The organism is Qipengyuania psychrotolerans, assembly GCF_019711355.1.
Taxonomy (GTDB): Bacteria; Pseudomonadota; Alphaproteobacteria; order Sphingomonadales; family Sphingomonadaceae; genus Qipengyuania; species Qipengyuania psychrotolerans.
The window spans coordinates 1,376,477-1,391,910 of record NZ_CP081297.1 but is presented as its reverse complement, the minus strand read 5'-3'; the positions used below and the strand labels follow the sequence as shown (position 1 = coordinate 1,391,910).

18 protein-coding genes are annotated in these 15,434 nt (G+C 59.9%); 4 read left to right on the top strand and 14 right to left on the bottom strand.

All coding sequences use genetic code 11. The annotated features are described in order from the left end of the window. Positions 1-5: 5 nt before the first annotated feature. The gene (locus K3166_RS06860; RefSeq protein ID WP_221421562.1) at positions 6-593 is read left to right on the top strand and encodes a hypothetical protein; all 588 of its coding nucleotides are present in this window, start codon (positions 6-8) and stop codon (positions 591-593) included. 182 nt (positions 594-775) lie between these two features. Here the strand turns inward: K3166_RS06860 and rsmD are convergent, their stop codons facing one another. From rsmD to K3166_RS06845, 3 genes are read right to left on the bottom strand one after another with little or no spacing between them, the layout of a single operon-like run. Further along, positions 776-1,348, bottom strand: coding sequence for a 16S rRNA (guanine(966)-N(2))-methyltransferase RsmD (gene rsmD / locus K3166_RS06855; protein WP_221421561.1), 573 nt, complete (start codon positions 1,346-1,348; stop codon positions 776-778). After that, positions 1,345-2,109, bottom strand: coding sequence for a pseudouridine synthase (locus tag K3166_RS06850; RefSeq protein ID WP_221421560.1), 765 nt, complete (start codon positions 2,107-2,109; stop codon positions 1,345-1,347). Before K3166_RS06850 ends, rsmD begins: the two co-directional genes overlap by 4 nt. A 19-nt stretch (positions 2,110-2,128) precedes the next feature. Beyond that, entirely contained in the window at positions 2,129-3,196 is a 1,068-nt protein-coding gene (locus K3166_RS06845; protein ID WP_247714559.1) for an aromatic ring-hydroxylating oxygenase subunit alpha, read from the bottom strand. A gap of 169 nt (positions 3,197-3,365) precedes the next feature. Between K3166_RS06845 and K3166_RS06840 the strand changes: the two genes are divergently transcribed. Together K3166_RS06840 and K3166_RS06835 are read left to right on the top strand one after the other, a co-directional pair. Further along, entirely contained in the window at positions 3,366-5,120 is a 1,755-nt protein-coding gene (locus K3166_RS06840) for an AmpG family muropeptide MFS transporter (protein ID WP_221421558.1), read from the top strand. A 62-nt stretch (positions 5,121-5,182) separates the two neighbouring features. After that, entirely contained in the window at positions 5,183-5,563 is a 381-nt protein-coding gene (locus K3166_RS06835; protein WP_221421557.1) for a PilZ domain-containing protein, read from the top strand. On the opposite strand, the gene K3166_RS06830 is transcribed toward K3166_RS06835, so the two are convergent. Genes K3166_RS06830 through trpB form a run of 4 tightly spaced genes read right to left on the bottom strand, consistent with a single transcriptional unit; the run spans position 5,560 to position 9,705 of the window. Beyond that, entirely contained in the window at positions 5,560-6,849 is a 1,290-nt protein-coding gene (locus K3166_RS06830) for a bifunctional folylpolyglutamate synthase/dihydrofolate synthase (RefSeq protein ID WP_221421556.1), read from the bottom strand. The two genes, K3166_RS06835 and K3166_RS06830, sit on opposite strands and share 4 nt — an antisense overlap. Before the next feature lie 8 nt (positions 6,850-6,857). After that, on the bottom strand, positions 6,858-7,706 hold the full coding sequence (gene accD / locus K3166_RS06825) for an acetyl-CoA carboxylase, carboxyltransferase subunit beta (RefSeq protein WP_221421555.1): 849 nt from the start codon (positions 7,704-7,706) through the stop codon (positions 6,858-6,860). Continuing rightward, positions 7,703-8,494 carry a tryptophan synthase subunit alpha gene (trpA, locus tag K3166_RS06820; protein ID WP_221421554.1) on the bottom strand — a complete coding sequence of 264 codons (792 nt, stop codon included), beginning with the start codon at positions 8,492-8,494 and terminating at the stop codon, positions 7,703-7,705. Before trpA ends, accD begins: the two co-directional genes overlap by 4 nt. Continuing rightward, positions 8,491-9,705, bottom strand: a complete 1,215-nt coding sequence (gene trpB / locus K3166_RS06815) for a tryptophan synthase subunit beta (RefSeq protein ID WP_221421553.1) — start codon at positions 9,703-9,705, stop codon at positions 8,491-8,493. The genes trpA and trpB overlap by 4 nt, the downstream gene beginning before the upstream one ends. Positions 9,706-9,796: 91 nt before the next feature. On the opposite strand from trpB, the gene K3166_RS06810 reads away from it, so the two are divergent. Next, positions 9,797-10,120 carry a chorismate mutase gene (locus K3166_RS06810; RefSeq protein WP_221421552.1) on the top strand — a complete coding sequence of 108 codons (324 nt, stop codon included), beginning with the start codon at positions 9,797-9,799 and terminating at the stop codon, positions 10,118-10,120. An 18-nt stretch (positions 10,121-10,138) separates the two neighbouring features. Here the strand turns inward: K3166_RS06810 and K3166_RS06805 are convergent, their stop codons facing one another. The 7 genes from K3166_RS06805 to K3166_RS06775 all read right to left on the bottom strand — a co-directional run bounded on the left by K3166_RS06805 (position 10,139) and on the right by K3166_RS06775 (position 15,410). Continuing rightward, positions 10,139-10,363, bottom strand: coding sequence for a hypothetical protein (locus tag K3166_RS06805; protein ID WP_221421551.1), 225 nt, complete (start codon positions 10,361-10,363; stop codon positions 10,139-10,141). Between the two features lie 75 nt (positions 10,364-10,438). Continuing rightward, positions 10,439-11,170, bottom strand: coding sequence for an RNA methyltransferase (locus tag K3166_RS06800; RefSeq protein WP_221421550.1), 732 nt, complete (start codon positions 11,168-11,170; stop codon positions 10,439-10,441). Then, positions 11,157-11,627, bottom strand: coding sequence for a transcriptional regulator NrdR (nrdR, locus tag K3166_RS06795; RefSeq protein ID WP_221421549.1), 471 nt, complete (start codon positions 11,625-11,627; stop codon positions 11,157-11,159). The genes K3166_RS06800 and nrdR overlap by 14 nt, the downstream gene beginning before the upstream one ends. Further along, positions 11,628-11,852: a hypothetical protein gene (locus K3166_RS06790; protein ID WP_221421548.1), complete on the bottom strand. Its 225-nt coding sequence runs from the start codon at positions 11,850-11,852 to the stop codon at positions 11,628-11,630. Between the two features lie 11 nt (positions 11,853-11,863). Continuing rightward, entirely contained in the window at positions 11,864-13,177 is a 1,314-nt protein-coding gene (glyA, locus tag K3166_RS06785) for a serine hydroxymethyltransferase (protein WP_221421547.1), read from the bottom strand. 4 nt (positions 13,178-13,181) lie between these two features. Next, positions 13,182-13,637 (bottom strand): RpiB/LacA/LacB family sugar-phosphate isomerase, encoded by a 456-nt coding sequence (locus K3166_RS06780; protein WP_221421546.1) that lies wholly within the window; start codon positions 13,635-13,637, stop codon positions 13,182-13,184. Positions 13,638-13,727: 90 nt separating this feature from the next. Next, complete coding sequence (locus tag K3166_RS06775) at positions 13,728-15,410, bottom strand: TIR domain-containing protein (protein ID WP_221421545.1); 1,683 nt, start codon at positions 15,408-15,410, stop codon at positions 13,728-13,730. Between the last annotated feature and the right edge of the window lie 24 nt (positions 15,411-15,434).

The window sequence follows — 15,434 nt, the reverse complement described above, 5'->3', positions numbered from 1 at the left end:
GCCCTTTGAAAATTCTCATTTTAGCCAGCGCCGCGGCGCTTGCATTCACCGCTACACCCGCATTTGCCGATCATCATATGGAAGGCGAGATGTCTGAATATGTGCTGAGCGCTGACCAGCAGGTTATGTACGACGGTTGGCCAGAAGAACGCCGTATGACCTATGATGCATGGCCCGCAGGCGCCCAGGATTACTATTGGACGCTCGATCCCGCACAGGCGACAGGCTGGTGGGTCCTGACTGACGAACAGCGCGTGCGCATCTATGAGATGACACCGGACCAGCGTGCGAGCGCGTGGACTGCAATCGCTGCCCAGATGGGCAATGCGAATGAGACTGCGGTTGCTGCCCGTACGTCTGCGTCTGCTTCGGCAGGCCCGCGTTTTGTAAGCAGCGAAGTGGTTCAGACCACGCCTGCAAACCGGAACGCCGGCGGCGAACTTCCGATCTGTTCGTCCGATGAAGAAGATAACTGCATCAACGCGTGGGAAGCTGGAAAACGCGGCCCCGGCGTCAATCGTCCGCTCGAATACTGGCCGGGTCGTCCCGCCAGCGAAATCGACGAGCCGCTTCCGGCGACACGCGGCGACTGATTTTATTACAGCATGAGTCCCGCCAATATTAGTGGCGGCGACGCTTGGAGGGGGGCGGAGTTGCCATGGCGATCCTGCCCCTTTCTTCGTCCTGAAACCAGCAGCAACGCGCCATTCGTCAGGTGGCTGTCACGGGCAAGGCTGCCGTATCGACCGCCAACGAAGCCCGAGCCAGAGGTTCGTTAATCTTCCGGCGGCGAATTTTCCGCTTCGGTGCTTAGCTTCATGAAACTGATCCTGGCCTTGCCGACGCGGCGGTCGTCGATAATCTCCAGACCTTTCACCGACACTTTCTCGTAATGCGCAGTTTCGAGCGCGATCAGAGTAGCAGGGCCAATCCATCCAAGCCGCTTCATCCGGTCGAGGGCGACCATGCCTGCGCCGGATTCGTACGGAGGGTCCAGCAGGATCAAGTCATGCTCGCCCTTCGCTGGTCCCAGGCTCATTACTGATCCCTGCTGAACTGTTGCACGCTTGTGGGCATCGAGTGCGCTGACATTGGCGCGGATCGTTTTGACCGCATCGGCTTCCTGCTCGACGAACAGGCAATGCGCGGCACCGCGGGACAGAGCCTCGAGCCCAAGGGCGCCTGAACCGGCAAACAGGTCCACTACAGACAGGTCTTCGAAACTGCCCAAGCGGCTATTCAGAATATTGAACAGGGTTTCGCGGGTGCGATCGGCTGTTGGCCTGGTGACATCACCCTTGGGCGCAGCAAGTTTTCGGCCGCGCCAGTCGCCTGCGATAATTCTCATTTCTTGGCCGTCTTCAGCTGTTTGGCATACCGCTCGACTTCTGCGGGCTGGATTTCGGTCGCTTGGCCGCGGGGCAGGTCGTCAAGTTCGAACGGACCGTAACCTACGCGCATCAGGCGGTTCACCTGCAATCCGAGATGTTCAAGCACTTTGCGAATTTCGCGGTTCTTGCCTTCGGTGATTGTCATCTGGATCCACCGGTTCTTGCCCGAACCGCGCTCAAGATCAGCTTCGATCCGGCCATAGCGTATGCCATCGACTTCAATGCCTTCGATGAGCTTGTCGAGCATTGCCTGGGTCACATCACCAAACGCACGGGCGCGGTAAGTGCGCGGTACGCCAGTAGATGGCAATTCCATCGCCCGCTTGAGTTCGCCGTCGTTGGTAAGGAGAAGCAGGCCTTCGGTGTTGAAGTCCAGTCGGCCTACCGGCATCACGCGGCCTGCATCTTTCGGCAAAGCGTTGCGCAGCGCCGCATAGATCGTTGGTCGCCCCTTGGGGTCGTATTCGGCGGTGATCAGGCCGGATGGCTTGTGGAATGCAAAGAGCCGCGTAGCTTCGGCGGGGCCAACAGGTTTACCGTCCACGGATACGCCGCGCAGGCTCATCAGTTTGATGGCAGGGGTATCGAGCACTTTGCCATCGAGCGAAATGCGCCCGTCAGCGATCATGCGCTCGATCTCTCGGCGGCTGGCAACACCAGCACGCGCGAGCAGCTTGGCGATACGGTCGCCTTCTTCGGGTAATCGGTTGTCGGACATAGCGTGCGCGATTAGGCCTTCAGCCTGCAGCGCGCAAGGCTTCCTCTACAGTCTCATGATAACGCCTGATACCGCCCTCCATGGTGCCAAGGGTCAGTTCGGGCACTGCGCCGGTCTCCAGCCCTTGTTGCCCAAGCTCGGCCGCACGGAAATCTTCGCCTGCAAAGACACCGCCATCCAGCAGCGCCCAGCTGCGTTCCCAGTGATCGCGTGCCTTGTCGGTGCCGGGCGGTTCAGGGATGAGCATGAAGTCTTCGACGAGGGTTCGATTATGGGCCTGCGGCATCATCACCATGACGTTGATATAATCTGGGCTGGGGATGATCAGCGCGCCGGGAAGCAATTGATAGGCGAAGGTAATGACCCGGCGCATCTGGTCCATATCGCTCAGGTCCACGCCCTCCATTTCCTCTAGCCTGCCAACAGCACTGCGGGCGTGAGATCCGATCATGTCCCCGCTGGTGACGCCGTCCTTGAAGAAGGGGCCGATCGTCTGGGCGTGTAGGCGCGTTACGTGGTAGCTTTCGAGGAAAGCATCCATGATGAGCTTCCAGTTACCGTTGACCTCGTGGGTCTTGCGGCGAAACAGCAAATGCTCGCCCATGCCAAGCGCGTCGAAGTCCTCACCCACTTCTTCCGCCAGCGAGAAATCGGCTGTGTCCTCGTGCGGGCAGAACCAGATCAGTCCGCCGGTTTCTTTAGACGGTAGTTCGACAAGCCCCATGGCCCCCTTGTCCAAGTCGGGAAACGTGTCGGGTCTGGGCAGGGCGAGCAAGCGCCCGTCAACCGAATAGGTCCAGGCATGATAGGGGCACACCAGCTTTTTGGTGCACTGTGTGTCGCTGCCTTCCACAAGCCGGGTTCCGCGGTGGCGGCACACGTTGAGAAACACGTGCGCATTGCCTTGCGCGTCCCGGGTGATCAGCAGGGGCCGCCCCGTTCCATCGTGCGGCACCGCCATTTCGTTGTCGGGAAGCAGCGCGCTGGGGCATAAGATTTGCGGCAGACGGTCATAGATTGCCGCTTTTTCAAGGACCCAGTAGTCCGGATCGGTATAAACGCGGGCAGGAACCGTCGTCTGTCCCAAGCTGTCCCGCTTTTTATTTTGCGCAATATTCTGCGCCAACCGCAGCATTCCGTCGGTTGGTCGCCGACCAGCTGCCAAAGTGTTCGGAACGCCCATCGGTCCTGTTCCTTTCTCTCTCTACGGCAGCTAGTGTCGCAAAAAATAGACCATAACGGAAGGACGTTAGGGAATGGCCGAAGCGGTTGCCGACGCAAAGAAGGAAAAAATTTCGACCTGGCGCGCCCTCGGCCTGGCCCTGACAAACAAGAAAACCGGCTTCATGGCGTTGTTCGGTTTCGCCCAGGGCCTGCCTCCTGCGCTCTTCCTCGGCACGCTTTATGCCTGGCTGAGCGAGGCTGAAGTTGATCTGGAAACGATGGGCGTATTCTCGCTCGTCGGCTTGGCTTATGCCTTCCAGTTCCTGTGGTCGCCGTTGCTGGATAAGGTCGATATCCCGGGGCTGCGCCGACTGGGAAAGCGCAAGCAATGGATTGCGCCGATGCAGCTGATCGTCGGCATTGCGCTGCTGATCATGAGTTTTCTCGATCCGGGGAGCGCACTCGGCTGGTTCAGCCTGCTTGCGGCAATCGGCGCCTTCGCCAGCGCGACGCAGGATATTGCGATCAACGCCTGGCGCATCGACGTTGCCGACGAGACTGCCACGCTCGATATTCTGTCCACCATTACCCAGATGGGGTTCCGCCTCGCTGCGCTGATTGGCGGGGCGCTTGGCCTCATCATCGCAGAGCGAATCGGCTGGCCGCAGACCTATCTGATCATGGGCGCGATCATGCTGAGCATCGGCATCGCCAGCCTGTTCGCACCTGACGCCAGCGTCGCGAAACGCTCGGCCGCGACTGTTGCCGCCAACGAGGACGAGGTCGCCGAACTCTACAACGCCGGCGAAGTGACCGAAAAGGTCCGTAATCGTGCGCTGCTGGCCGTTGGTTTGCTGTGGGGCTGGGCGATCGCAACCGTCGTTGTTTTCATGGTCCGATCGATGACCGCAACCCCGGAAACCCGGCCCGATGTGACCGAGTTCACGACCACCTTCGGCCCGCTGATTGTCATCGCAACCGTAGTCCTGCCGGCGTTTATCGCGGCGTGGATTGCCAAGCAGAAACGCGAAGGGACGAATATCATCGTCTCGGCCCCCGGTGTGGGCGCGGGGCACAAGGTGAAGTTTACCGACCACCTTTACCGCGCACTTGTCTTGCCGCTTGTTGAATTCGTCGGACGAATGGGCTGGTCGCTCGTTCTCATCCTGTCGCTGGTGCTGACCTATCGCATTTGCGATTCAATCTGGGGCGTTTTCGCCTATCCCTTCTATCTTGGGGAATTGAACTATACCGGCGATCAGGTCGCCTTCGCGTCCAAGTTCTTCGGCGTATTCGCCATCCTCCTCGGCCTGGCTCTGGGCGGCTGGATCATCACGCAATTCGGGCGCATGTTCACGCTGACGCTCGGCGCGGTTCTCGCCGCAGCGACCAATCTGCTCTACGCCGATCTCGCCATTGGCGGCGAGCTGATGCAGGCAGGCAGCGACGCCATCGGCTTCACTGCACTGGTGAACTTCATCGCCGGGGCATTCCAGATGTCGGAGATTGATGGCCTCGCGCGTCTTACATTCACGATCTTCTGGGAAAACCTTGCGATCGGTATCGCAGGCGCCGCCTATATCGCCTGGCTGTCGAGCATCGTCGCAAAGAAATACGCAGCGGTGCAATATGCTTTGCTGGCTTCTCTTACGCTGCTGGTCGGGACACTGGGCCGCGGCGCACTTGGCCAGATGATCGAGGAGCGCGGGTATTATTTCGTGTTCATTTTCACCACCTTGATCGGCATCATCGCCGTATTCCTGTGCTTGGCTGAATGGTACCGCGAAAGCCGGGGCAAAAAGGCGGCGGGTATCGTGGCCCTGGAGCTGGGGGAAAGTGCCGCATAATTTTACAATTTTGACCGGGCGAAGTTAGCCAATTGAAAACCCTTCTCTGAGAAGAAGGTGCAATGAGCGAGTCCGCTGCAAATTTCGATGATGAAAAACGCCGCGACTATTTGCGCCTGAATTTGGGCGTGATTGCTCGTGTCGAGACCCTCGAAGGGCGGAAAAAGGTCGAAATTCTCGATCTTTCACAAGGCGGCGCGCGCATCCGCCTGCTGGTTGACGCAGAGCCGTTCAAGGAATGCGTATTGTGCTGGTTGTCGTTTGATTCCTACGCCCGTGTCGGCCGCCGGAATGGCAACGAACTCGCACTGGTGTTCGATTTTCCGCTGCGTCCAGGGGTCATCAAGCAAACCCGCAACCAGGCACCGGGCATTTGGCGCAATGACAGCGTTTACCAGGGCGCTATCGCCCGCGATTTTGTGCAGGGCACGTACAACACCTAATCCGGCAATTCGTCGTTCAGTCGCAGGACCTCGCCCGCGAGATAGAGCGAGCCTGTGATAAGAACCAGGAGACCGTCATCGGGCAGGGCCTTCAGGGCCGCAGGGACATCTTCGGCACGCTTAGAACCTTGCGGAAAGGCATCGATACTGTGCCAATCGTGCCCCGGGACAGGGACGACGGTAGTGCTGGCGATCATGGCTGACAACGGATCGACGAGCGCGGCCGGATCCTTCGCTTCGAGCATCCCGATGATCAGGTGCATCTTCTGCCCCTGGAAATGGTCCGCCAGAGCCTGGCCTGCGCTGCGATTGTGGCCACCATCGAGCCAGATGAGGCGGCCCTGAGTTAGCGGTCCGTCGCCCAAGCGCTGTAGCCTTGCAGGCCAGCGCGCCGCCCCAATTCCAGCGGCCATCGCATCTTCGCTGATCGTGACCGTATACTGGTGCCGTAGCATGGCGACGGCCAGTGCTGCGTTCTCGGCCTGATGCGCTCCTGCAATTGAAGGAAGCGGCAGTTCGAGTTTTCCGTGGGCGTCCGAATAGAGCAGCGCCGTTCCGGTAATCTCCGAAGTCCACTCTGCGCACCGCATTGCCAACGGTGCATTCTTTGCATGTGCAGCCCGAATGATTTCGGCCCTGGGACCGCCGGGATAGGACAGGGTTACCAGCGGCACGCCCTGCTTCGCGATGCCGGCTTTCTCGAAGGCAATCCTCGACAACGGCTCATATGGGGTGCCGGCTTCGGGGATAAGCAGGAAACGCTCATGGTCGATGCCGAGCGCTGCGATACCGCACACAGCGGGCGAGGGCAGGACGTTCGTTGCGTCGAACCGTCCCCCGAGGCCGACCTCGACGATGCAGGCATCGGCCGGAACACGGGCGAATTCCGTAAAGGCTGCAGCAATGGTTACTTCAAAGAAGCTGGGACCAAGATCGGCTCCGATATCGAGAACTTTGGCGAGCAATTCTGCAAGACGTGCATCGGAGATAAGCTGTCCCGCGACACGGATACGCTCGTTGTAGCGGACCAGATGCGGGCTGGTGGTGACGTGGACCTTATGACCCTCTGCCTCCAACATGGCGCGAAGGAAGGCGCAGGTTGAACCCTTGCCGTTTGTCCCGGCCACATGGAAAACCGGCGGCAGCCTGAGGTGCGGACTGCCCAACCGTTCGAGCAAGGCGAGCATGGTTTCGAGGCCCAGCCGACCGTCCGGGACAGACAGCGCCCCCAGCCGGTCGAGCTGCGCCTGAACAGCCGCATCATCTGAGCGGGCAAAGTCCCGCATGGGAGGGGTCAGGCCGCCTCTGACGGCGCGAGGTAGTCGAGAACGGTCGACAGCATTCCGCGCAGTTCCTTACGGTGAACCACCATGTCGACCATGCCGTGTTTGTGCAGGTACTCGGCGCGCTGGAAGCCATCGGGCAGCTGTTCGCGAATGGTGTCCTGAATCACGCGCTGGCCGGCAAAACCGATGAGCGCGCCCGGTTCGGCAATGTGGACATCGCCCAGCATCGCGTAGCTTGCGGTCACGCCGCCTGTTGTCGGATCAGTGAGGACTACGATGTAGGGCAGGCCCGCTTCTTTCAGGCGCCGCGTCATAACTGTCGCCTTGGGCATTTGCATCAGGCTGAGAATGCCTTCCTGCATGCGCGCACCGCCAGCGGCAGTAACAACGATGTAGGGCGCGCGGCGGGTAAGGGCACGTTCTGCGCCCTGACAAAACGCCGTGCCCACGGCCATGCCCATGGATCCGCCCATGAAGGTGAAGTCCTGTACGCCGACAACGGCAGGCTTGCCGTCAATCGCCCCGGAACCGACGATGAAGGCATCTCGGTGCGGGTTCTTTGCGCGGGCCTTCTTCAGGCGGTCGGTATATTTTTGCGAATCCTTGAACTTGAGCGGGTCTTCTTTGACTTCAGGCACAGGCAGGACCTCAAAGCCTTCGTCAAGCAATTGGCGTAGGCGTTCGTTCGCGCCGATACGGCCGTGATGGTCGCAGCGCGGGCAGACAAAAGCATTGTCCTCGTATTCCTGCGCAAAGACCATTTGCTGGCAGCTGGGGCATTTCACCCAGAGGTTTTCTTCGGTGCTGCGCTTGGGCAGCCAGGACATCGAACTACGGACGCGTGTAAACCAGTTCATGACGCGCCCTTTGCCGCTGAATGCACTGCCTTGGCAAGACCTGCAGTCAGTTCGCGGAGCTTCGCAGGTGCATCGGCGCCGTGCTCTGCGATCAATTCGACCAAGGCAGATCCCACGACGACCCCGTCTGCGACCTGCGCAATTTCTGCAGCTTGCTCAGGCGTACGGACACCGAAACCGACCGCAACCGGAATGTCGGTTTGGCCTTTGATGCGCGTCACGTTTTCCTCGATCGATTCGATCGCTGCCTGCTGCATGCCGGTGATGCCGGCGACTGCGACATAGTAGAGGAAACCGTCCGACCCCTCCAACACCTGCGGTAGCCGCCTGGCGTCGGTGGTGGGGGTCGCAAGCCGGATCGGAGATATGCCAGCCGCGCGCAGTTGCGGGCCAAGGGCATCGTCTTCTTCCGGCGGGATGTCGACGCAGATTACGCCATCGACGCCTGCATCCTTTGCGGCAGAGGCAAACCAGTCCGGCCCGCGCCGGATCATGGGATTGGCATAACCCATGAGAACCAGCGGCACTTCGGGATGGCGCTCGCGAAACTTGCGCGCGATGCGCAGAACGTCCGCGGTGGTGGTGCCTGCGCCAAGCGAGCGGATGTTCGCCGCCTGAATCGCAGGGCCATCGGCCATGGGATCGGTGAAAGGCATGCCAAGCTCGATGACATCGGCGCCGCCCTCAACGAGAGCGTCGAGATTGGCAGCCGTGTCGCCGTCACCTGCGGTGACAAAGCAGACAAGTGCGGGGTGGGGTTTGGCAAAGGTGTTGGAGAGGCGGGTCAAATCTCCACTCCCAGCTTTTCAGCCACAGTGAAGATGTCTTTGTCCCCGCGCCCGCACAGATTGGCGAGGATCACGCTGTCCTTGGGCATGTCCTTCGCGCGATTCGCCACTGCTGCAATAGCGTGGCTGGGTTCAAGCGCGGGAATAATGCCTTCGGTGCGGCAGAGGAGTTGGAAGGCCTCAAGCGCTTCGTCATCGGTGACGGCGGTGTATTCGACCCGGCCGCTGTCCTTGAGCCAGGCATGTTCGGGACCGATGCCGGGATAATCGAGACCTGCGCTGATAGAGTGACCCTCGGTGATCTGGCCGTCCTCGTCCTGAAGCAGATAGGTCTTGTTGCCGTGGAGCACGCCGGGAAAGCCGCCAAGCAGGCTGGCCGCATGTTCGTCGCCGTCGAGGCCGTGTCCAGCAGCCTCCACGCCGAGCAACTTCACTTCGCGGTCGTCGAGGAAGGGGTGGAACAGGCCGAGGGCATTCGAGCCGCCGCCGATACAGGCCACTGCAAGATCTGGCAGGCGGCCAATGCGCGACAGCATCTGTGCACGGGCTTCCTTGCCGATGATGCTCTGGAAATCGCGGACCATTTCCGGATAGGGATGCGGTCCTGCAGCAGTGCCGATGATGTAGAAAGTGTCATGCACGTTCGCGACCCAATCGCGCAGGCCCTCGTTCATTGCATCTTTCAGCGTGCCGCGTCCGCTGGTTACCGGCACGATTTCCGCGCCGAGCAACTTCATGCGGAACACGTTTGGCGATTGGCGCCGAACGTCCTCGGCACCCATGTAGATCACGCAAGGAAGGCCGAAGCGCGCGCAGACGGTGGCCGTGGCCACGCCATGCTGACCCGCGCCGGTTTCGGCGATAATGCGCTTCTTGCCCATGCGCATGGCAAGCAGGATCTGCCCGATGCAATTGTTGATCTTGTGCGCGCCGGTATGATTGAGCTCATCGCGTTTGAACCAGACCTGTGCGCCGCCGAGCGCCTCTGTCAGCCGCTCTGCGAAGTAGAGCGGGGAGGGGCGCCCCACATAATGTTCGAGCAGATCGTCGAACTGCGCCTGGAACGCCGGATCGGCCTGTGCCTTGCGATATTCACGCTCCAAGTCGAGCACGAGCGGCATTAGCGTTTCTGCGACATAACGTCCGCCATAGTCGCCAAAATGTCCGCGCTCGTCGGGCTGGTTGCGAAAGGTATTTGCATTGGTTGCCATGGGGCTTCCATGACGGGGAGAAATGCCAATGTCGAGAGAGGGTTTCGTTTGCGCTCGACAAGTGCGTCTGGCTTCGCCATTCGGCGCGGCCATGGACACGACAAAGCCCGCCGATTTCAAGCTTCCCGAAGACTGCACCGACATGCGCGAAGTGCGCATCGGGGTCGACGCAACCGACCGCGAATTGATGGAACTGCTGGACCGCCGCTTTGGCTACATGCGCGCTGCGGCCCGCATCAAGCAGGACCGCAATGTCGTTCGCGACGAAGCGCGGAAGACCGAAGTAATCGACAATGCCCGCGCAGATGCAGAAAAGCGCGACCTTCCCGCTGGGAAGATCGCGCAAATCTGGGGCGAATTGGTCGAAACCTCGATCGCCTACGAATTGGTAGAGTGGGACCGCCTGAGGGCGTGATCCCGCTGCACTACGGGCTTAGTTGCCGCGGTTGAATTCGACCCACTGGTCCTGCGTCATGCAGACTTTCTGCTTCCGGCGGCTGCTCATGTCAGCGCGAATGTACTTGCAGACTTCTTCGTTCTTCTCTTCCGCAGGCTTCTGCTGCTGGACCGCTTCGTCCTTCTTCTGAGCATCGGGTTCGTTCGCAAGAACTGGAACGGAAATAAGTGTCAGAGAGGCGGCAATCGCAGCAAAGCGCATGAAATTTTTCCTTCGTTTCAATGAATTCGTCGGCGCTGATAGTTCTCGATCGATGAACCGTCGATGAGTTTTCGATCAACTGCTTCTGGGTTTGCGCCCAAGCGAGGACAAGACACCGCGAAGCGTCCGCACCTCAAGATGATTCCAGCCCGGCTTGGTCAGAACGCTGCGCAGGGTTCGGTGAGTCGCCTCTGCGCGGCCTTCGGGAAGGAAATAACCAGTAGGCTCCAGCATCCGCTCTAGATGATCGATCAGTCCTTCCAGATCCCCCTGCGGGGCAGGTGGCAGGATCTCTTCCTGTGTTGGTTGGACCAGCGATTCGTTCTTGGACCATTCGTAAGCACAAAGGATCACGGCCTGCGCCAGATTGAGCGATCCGAATTCCGGATTGATCGGTGCGGTGACAATGGCGCGGGCCAGATCGAGATCTTCGGTTGCCAAACCCGAACGTTCCGGTCCGAACAGGATCGCACTGCGGCCCTCGGCAACAGCTATCTCGCGCGTGGCCTGTTCTGGCGTGAAGACAGGCTTGGTAACGCCGCGCTTGCGAACTGTCGTCGCATAGACATGGGCGCAATCAGCCACGGCTTCCGCCGTCGTGGAGAAGACTTCGGCTCGCTCGAGCACGATGTCTGCGCCGGCGGCCGACGGACCTGCAGACGGGTTGGGCCAGCCATCGCGCGGTTCGACAAGGCGGAGTTCGGTCAGGCCGAAATTGAGCATCGCCCGCGCAGACTTGCCGATATTCTCGCCAAGCTGGGGCTTCACCAGCACAATGACCGGCTTGCGCACCTCAGTTTTTGCCATGAGGCGCAGCTTCCTGGACCGAGCTGGCAAATTCCTCGAAGTCGCGCGCTTCATTGAAGTCGCGGTAGACGCTGGCGAAGCGGATGTAGGCCACGCTGTCGAGCTGGCGCAGGCCGTCCATTACGAGTTCGCCGATGCGCTGCGATGGGATTTCGGCCTCACCTGCAGTTTCGACCTGTCGCTGGATGCCGGACACGAGCTGGTCGATCTGTTCCTGCGCAACGTCGCGTTTGCGGCACGCGAGGGAAATCGATTGCTCCAACTTGCTGCGATCGAAAGGCTGGCGGCGATCTCCGCTTTTGACAACGGTCACCTCGCGCAATTGTACACGCTCGAATGTGGTGAAGCGCGCTCCGCATTTCGAACATTGGCGCCGCCGCCTGATCGAGGTCGAATCCTCGGTCGGACGACTGTCCTTTACCTGGCTGTCGTCATGGGCACAAAAAGGGCAGCGCATTTACGGCCTGAGGCGTTTGTAAAGGACGATGCCTGCACCGGCCACGCCGCCGATGATCGGACCAACCACGGGCAGCACCCAGCCTGCCACCGCGCCGATCGCTGCGCCAGTCAGCACGGGCTTGGTCGAGGGATGGTGGACGCCTTCCTTCATCATGCTCTTCAGCTCGGCCTGAGCATCGGGCAGAAGGTCGTGATCCTGATGTTTGGGGTCTTTTTCGTCCATTGTCCTGTTCCTCAGCGCCCCGGATAGACCGGAAAGGCGGCGCAAAGCTTTGCGACTTGTGCGCGCACCTGCTCTTCGACCTGTCCGTCACCTTCGGGGCCATTGCGTGACAACCCGTCTACCACTTCGCAGATGAGTTTGCCCACTGTTTCGAATTCTGCGGGACCGAAACCGCGTGTGGTGCCAGCCGGAGTGCCAAGGCGAATGCCGCTGGTCACGAAAGGACTGCGGGTGTCGTAGGGAATGCCGTTCTTGTTGCAGGTCAGCCAAGCCCGGTCGAGGCCTGCTTCTGCCGCCTTGCCGGTCACGTCCTTGGCCGTGAGGTCGACGAGCATGGAGTGGTTATCGGTACCGCCGGACACGACGCGAAGGCCGTTATCCTCGATACCCTTGGCAAGCGCACGGGCGTTTTCGACGATCCGGTGGGCATAGTCCTTGAAATCCGGACGCAGCGCCTCCCTGAAAGCGACGGCCTTGGCGGCGATGATGTGCATCAAAGGGCCACCCTGAAGGCCCGGGAAAACCGCCATGTTCAGCGGCTTCGTGTACTTCTCGTCATTCCACAAGATGATGCCGGAACGCGGGCCGCGCAGGCTTTTGTGGGTCGTAGTGGTCACGATATCGGCATGGGGGAAAGGCGAGGGATGGGCACCGCCCGCCACGAGACCCGAGATGTGGCTCATGTCCACCATCAGGATCGCACCGACTTCGTCAGCAACCTTGCGGAAAGCGGCCCAATCCCATGTTCGCGAGTATGCAGTACCGCCCGCGATGATGAGCTTGGGCTTGTGCTCCTTCGCAGTCGCCATGACGGCGTCCATGTCGATCAGTTCGTCTTCCTTGCGGACGCCGTAACTGACCGGGTTGAACCACTTGCCGCTCATATTGACGGGCGAGCCATGCGTAAGGTGACCGCCCGAATTGAGGTCGAGGCCCATGAAGGTGTCGCCAGGCTGCAGCATCGCAAGGAACACTGCCTGGTTCATCTGGCTGCCCGAATTCGGCTGAACATTCGCAAAGTCGGATCCAAACAACTGTTTAGCGCGGTCAATTGCCAGTGTTTCTACCACGTCGGCATAATCGCATCCGCCATAGTAGCGCTTGCCGGGATAACCTTCGGCGTATTTGTTCGTGAATACCGTTCCTGCAGCTTCAAGCACTGCGGCGGAGGCGATATTCTCGCTCGCGATCAGTTCGATCTTGTCCTGCTGGCGCTTGAGTTCATTGCGAACCGCGCCGAAAACCTCGGGGTCGGCTTCTGCGAGTGTATCGTGCCAGAAGCGGTCCATCGGCTCGCGGGAATTGTCGGCGGGCTGTGTTGCCATGAAATCAGACCTCGGGGTTGGAAAGCTTGTCGACACGGCGCTGATGACGCCCTGTTCCGCCGGGAAGTGAATCGGCGAATGCGGTTTCGAGAAATGCGGTCAGGCACGCCTTGGCCATATCGCTGCCTATCAGACGCGCGCCCATCGCGATGCAATTGGCGTCATTATGCTCACGCGAAAGAGCAGCAGAAAGCGGTTCCGACGCGATTGCGCAGCGGACCGCAGGGTTGCGATTGACGCTGATCGAGATGCCGATACCTGATCCGCAAAGCGCAACACCGCGCTCAGCAGTACCGTCGGCGATGACATTGGCCAGCTTGTAGCCAAAGTCAGGGTAATCGACGCTGTCGTTATTGTCGGGGCCAAGGTCTGCGACCTCGTGGCCCTGTTCGATAAGCCAGTCGCGCAGCTCGGCCTTGAGGTCGGTTGCGGCATGGTCGGAGGCAATGGCGATACGCATGCGAATTCCATACGGAAGGGGAGGCAAGATTGCCAGACGGGCACTGCGAGAATTCGTCCGAAAAGTCGCAAGAATTTCTTGTTCGGGGCCTTAGACCGCCTCGTCAGTTTCAGCCCATAAGTCGTCGAGATGCGCTTTGAGGTCTTCAGTGGACTGGTTGCAGCGCCCCCAGCGCGAAAGGCGCAATTGCCACAAGTTCAGATCTGCAGTCGGCTCGCGCTGCCGGGTCTCGGCCATCAACTTGCGTGCTTCCTCCGTATTGCCCAGGTGAAAGCAGATCAGCGCCAAATGCCAATAAGTGTAGCTCGCGAGAGGGTTCAGCAACATGCTCTCACGAAAGACACTTTCGGCCGCTTCGTAATTATCGAGGCCCAGATATGCGACACCCTGCCAATTCAGAGCATAGTGCAAATAGGGTGACTGCGGTTCGATCTGCATGAAATCATCGAGTATCGAAAGCGCGTTTTCATGCTTGCCCAGCATGGGGCTGCAGATGCCTGCTGCCAATTGTGCAAAGCCGTATCCGGGATTGATCCTATGCGCCCGCATCGAGCAGTTGAGCGAGTCTTTCAATTTCCCCAGATACATCAGGCCAAACGCGACATGGGCCAGCGTGGGCGCGCTTTCTCCGTCGCACGCGAGGGCGCGGTCTACGTTGAGCTTGATCCGTTTTACCTCGGCAGGATTGTCCGGACTGAGGAAATGATAGGCGAGGGCGGACGAGTGCGCGAACAGCGCATGGGCAAGCCCGTAATCCGGGTCGATTGAGATGGCTTCACTTGAAGCCTCGATCGCATTGCCGACTGAATCGCCATTGAGTTGGCGCAGTGCCGCCAACCCGCGCATGCAGAATTCCCAGGCAGTCAGATCGCGCGGTTTCTTGAGCGCCTGTTCCATGGCCATACGGTAGACTTGCGTACCGAGATGGGCGGCAAGCTCTTCGATCAAATCTTCTTGGAGAGCTGCAAGTTCTGCGAGCGGTTTTTCGAAACGCTGGGTCCAGGCGATCTCGCCGTTGCCCGCTTCGACAAGCTGGGCCGTAACCCGCAGCACTTTACCGCTGCGCCGGACGTTGCCCTCGAGAAGATAGCGAACTCCAAGCTGTTCGCCCAACGCTTCGATATCCGGCAGCTTCCCGGTGTAGAAGCGCGCTGTTGCCGAGCTTGAAATGACGCGCACATTTACCGCGTGGGAAAGCGTGTCGATGACGTCTTCTACCATGCCGATTGCGAAAACTTCGTCTTCTTCAAGACCGGATCGGTTCGCAAATGGCAGGACGGCGAGTGTGGGGGCATCACCGCGCTCGCCGTGTCTGACAGGAGGAAGGGCAGGTGTCTTTGCGGGCTGGACTGAGGCCGCGCCAAGTTCAGGGTCACGCCCGAGAAATTCGCGGATTTCCTCGACAAGTGATCGCCAAGATGGATGGCTGAGATCGCCGTTCCAGCCGGACAGGTCGGCCGTCTGCGTCAGCTCGAAGATTACGGGTCTATCACAAGGCTCGATCGTTACCGGGATCAGGGTTTTGCGGCGATCCGCAATGGTCGCCTCGGCGCGAACCCAGCGCGATCCGACCGAACGGGGACTCCACAGTACGACGACGGCTTTTGCTTCTCGCAGAGCAGCTTCGGTGACGATATCGTAGTTTTCGCCCGAACGCAGCTCGGTATCCCACCAGACAGATAAACCCTCCTTCCCGAATGACTCGGAAAATTGGAGCGCAACTGCCTCGTCTTCACGATTGTAGGAGAGAAAAATCTCGGGGGACTTGGTCATGAGGCGTTCGCCGTCGTCATCCAA

What these genes read in the sequence shown, in the direction of transcription:
- accD (WP_221421555.1), bottom strand. Translation starts at nt 7,706, where the DNA reads ATGAACTGGTTTACACGCGTCCGTAGTTCGATGTCCTGGCTGCCCAAG.
- K3166_RS06840 (WP_221421558.1), top strand. Translation starts at nt 3,366, where the DNA reads ATGGCCGAAGCGGTTGCCGACGCAAAGAAGGAAAAAATTTCGACCTGG.
- K3166_RS06805 (WP_221421551.1), bottom strand. Translation starts at nt 10,363, where the DNA reads ATGCGCTTTGCTGCGATTGCCGCCTCTCTGACACTTATTTCCGTTCCA.
- K3166_RS06850 (WP_221421560.1), bottom strand. Translation starts at nt 2,109, where the DNA reads ATGTCCGACAACCGATTACCCGAAGAAGGCGACCGTATCGCCAAGCTG.
- K3166_RS06775 (WP_221421545.1), bottom strand. Translation starts at nt 15,410, where the DNA reads ATGACCAAGTCCCCCGAGATTTTTCTCTCCTACAATCGTGAAGACGAG.
- glyA (WP_221421547.1), bottom strand. Translation starts at nt 13,177, where the DNA reads ATGGCAACACAGCCCGCCGACAATTCCCGCGAGCCGATGGACCGCTTC.
- rsmD (WP_221421561.1), bottom strand. Translation starts at nt 1,348, where the DNA reads ATGAGAATTATCGCAGGCGACTGGCGCGGCCGAAAACTTGCTGCGCCC.
- nrdR (WP_221421549.1), bottom strand. Translation starts at nt 11,627, where the DNA reads ATGCGCTGCCCTTTTTGTGCCCATGACGACAGCCAGGTAAAGGACAGT.
- K3166_RS06800 (WP_221421550.1), bottom strand. Translation starts at nt 11,170, where the DNA reads ATGGCAAAAACTGAGGTGCGCAAGCCGGTCATTGTGCTGGTGAAGCCC.
- K3166_RS06830 (WP_221421556.1), bottom strand. Translation starts at nt 6,849, where the DNA reads ATGCGGGACTTTGCCCGCTCAGATGATGCGGCTGTTCAGGCGCAGCTC.
- K3166_RS06780 (WP_221421546.1), bottom strand. Translation starts at nt 13,637, where the DNA reads ATGCGTATCGCCATTGCCTCCGACCATGCCGCAACCGACCTCAAGGCC.
- K3166_RS06835 (WP_221421557.1), top strand. Translation starts at nt 5,183, where the DNA reads ATGAGCGAGTCCGCTGCAAATTTCGATGATGAAAAACGCCGCGACTAT.
- K3166_RS06810 (WP_221421552.1), top strand. Translation starts at nt 9,797, where the DNA reads ATGGACACGACAAAGCCCGCCGATTTCAAGCTTCCCGAAGACTGCACC.
- K3166_RS06790 (WP_221421548.1), bottom strand. Translation starts at nt 11,852, where the DNA reads ATGGACGAAAAAGACCCCAAACATCAGGATCACGACCTTCTGCCCGAT.
- trpB (WP_221421553.1), bottom strand. Translation starts at nt 9,705, where the DNA reads ATGGCAACCAATGCAAATACCTTTCGCAACCAGCCCGACGAGCGCGGA.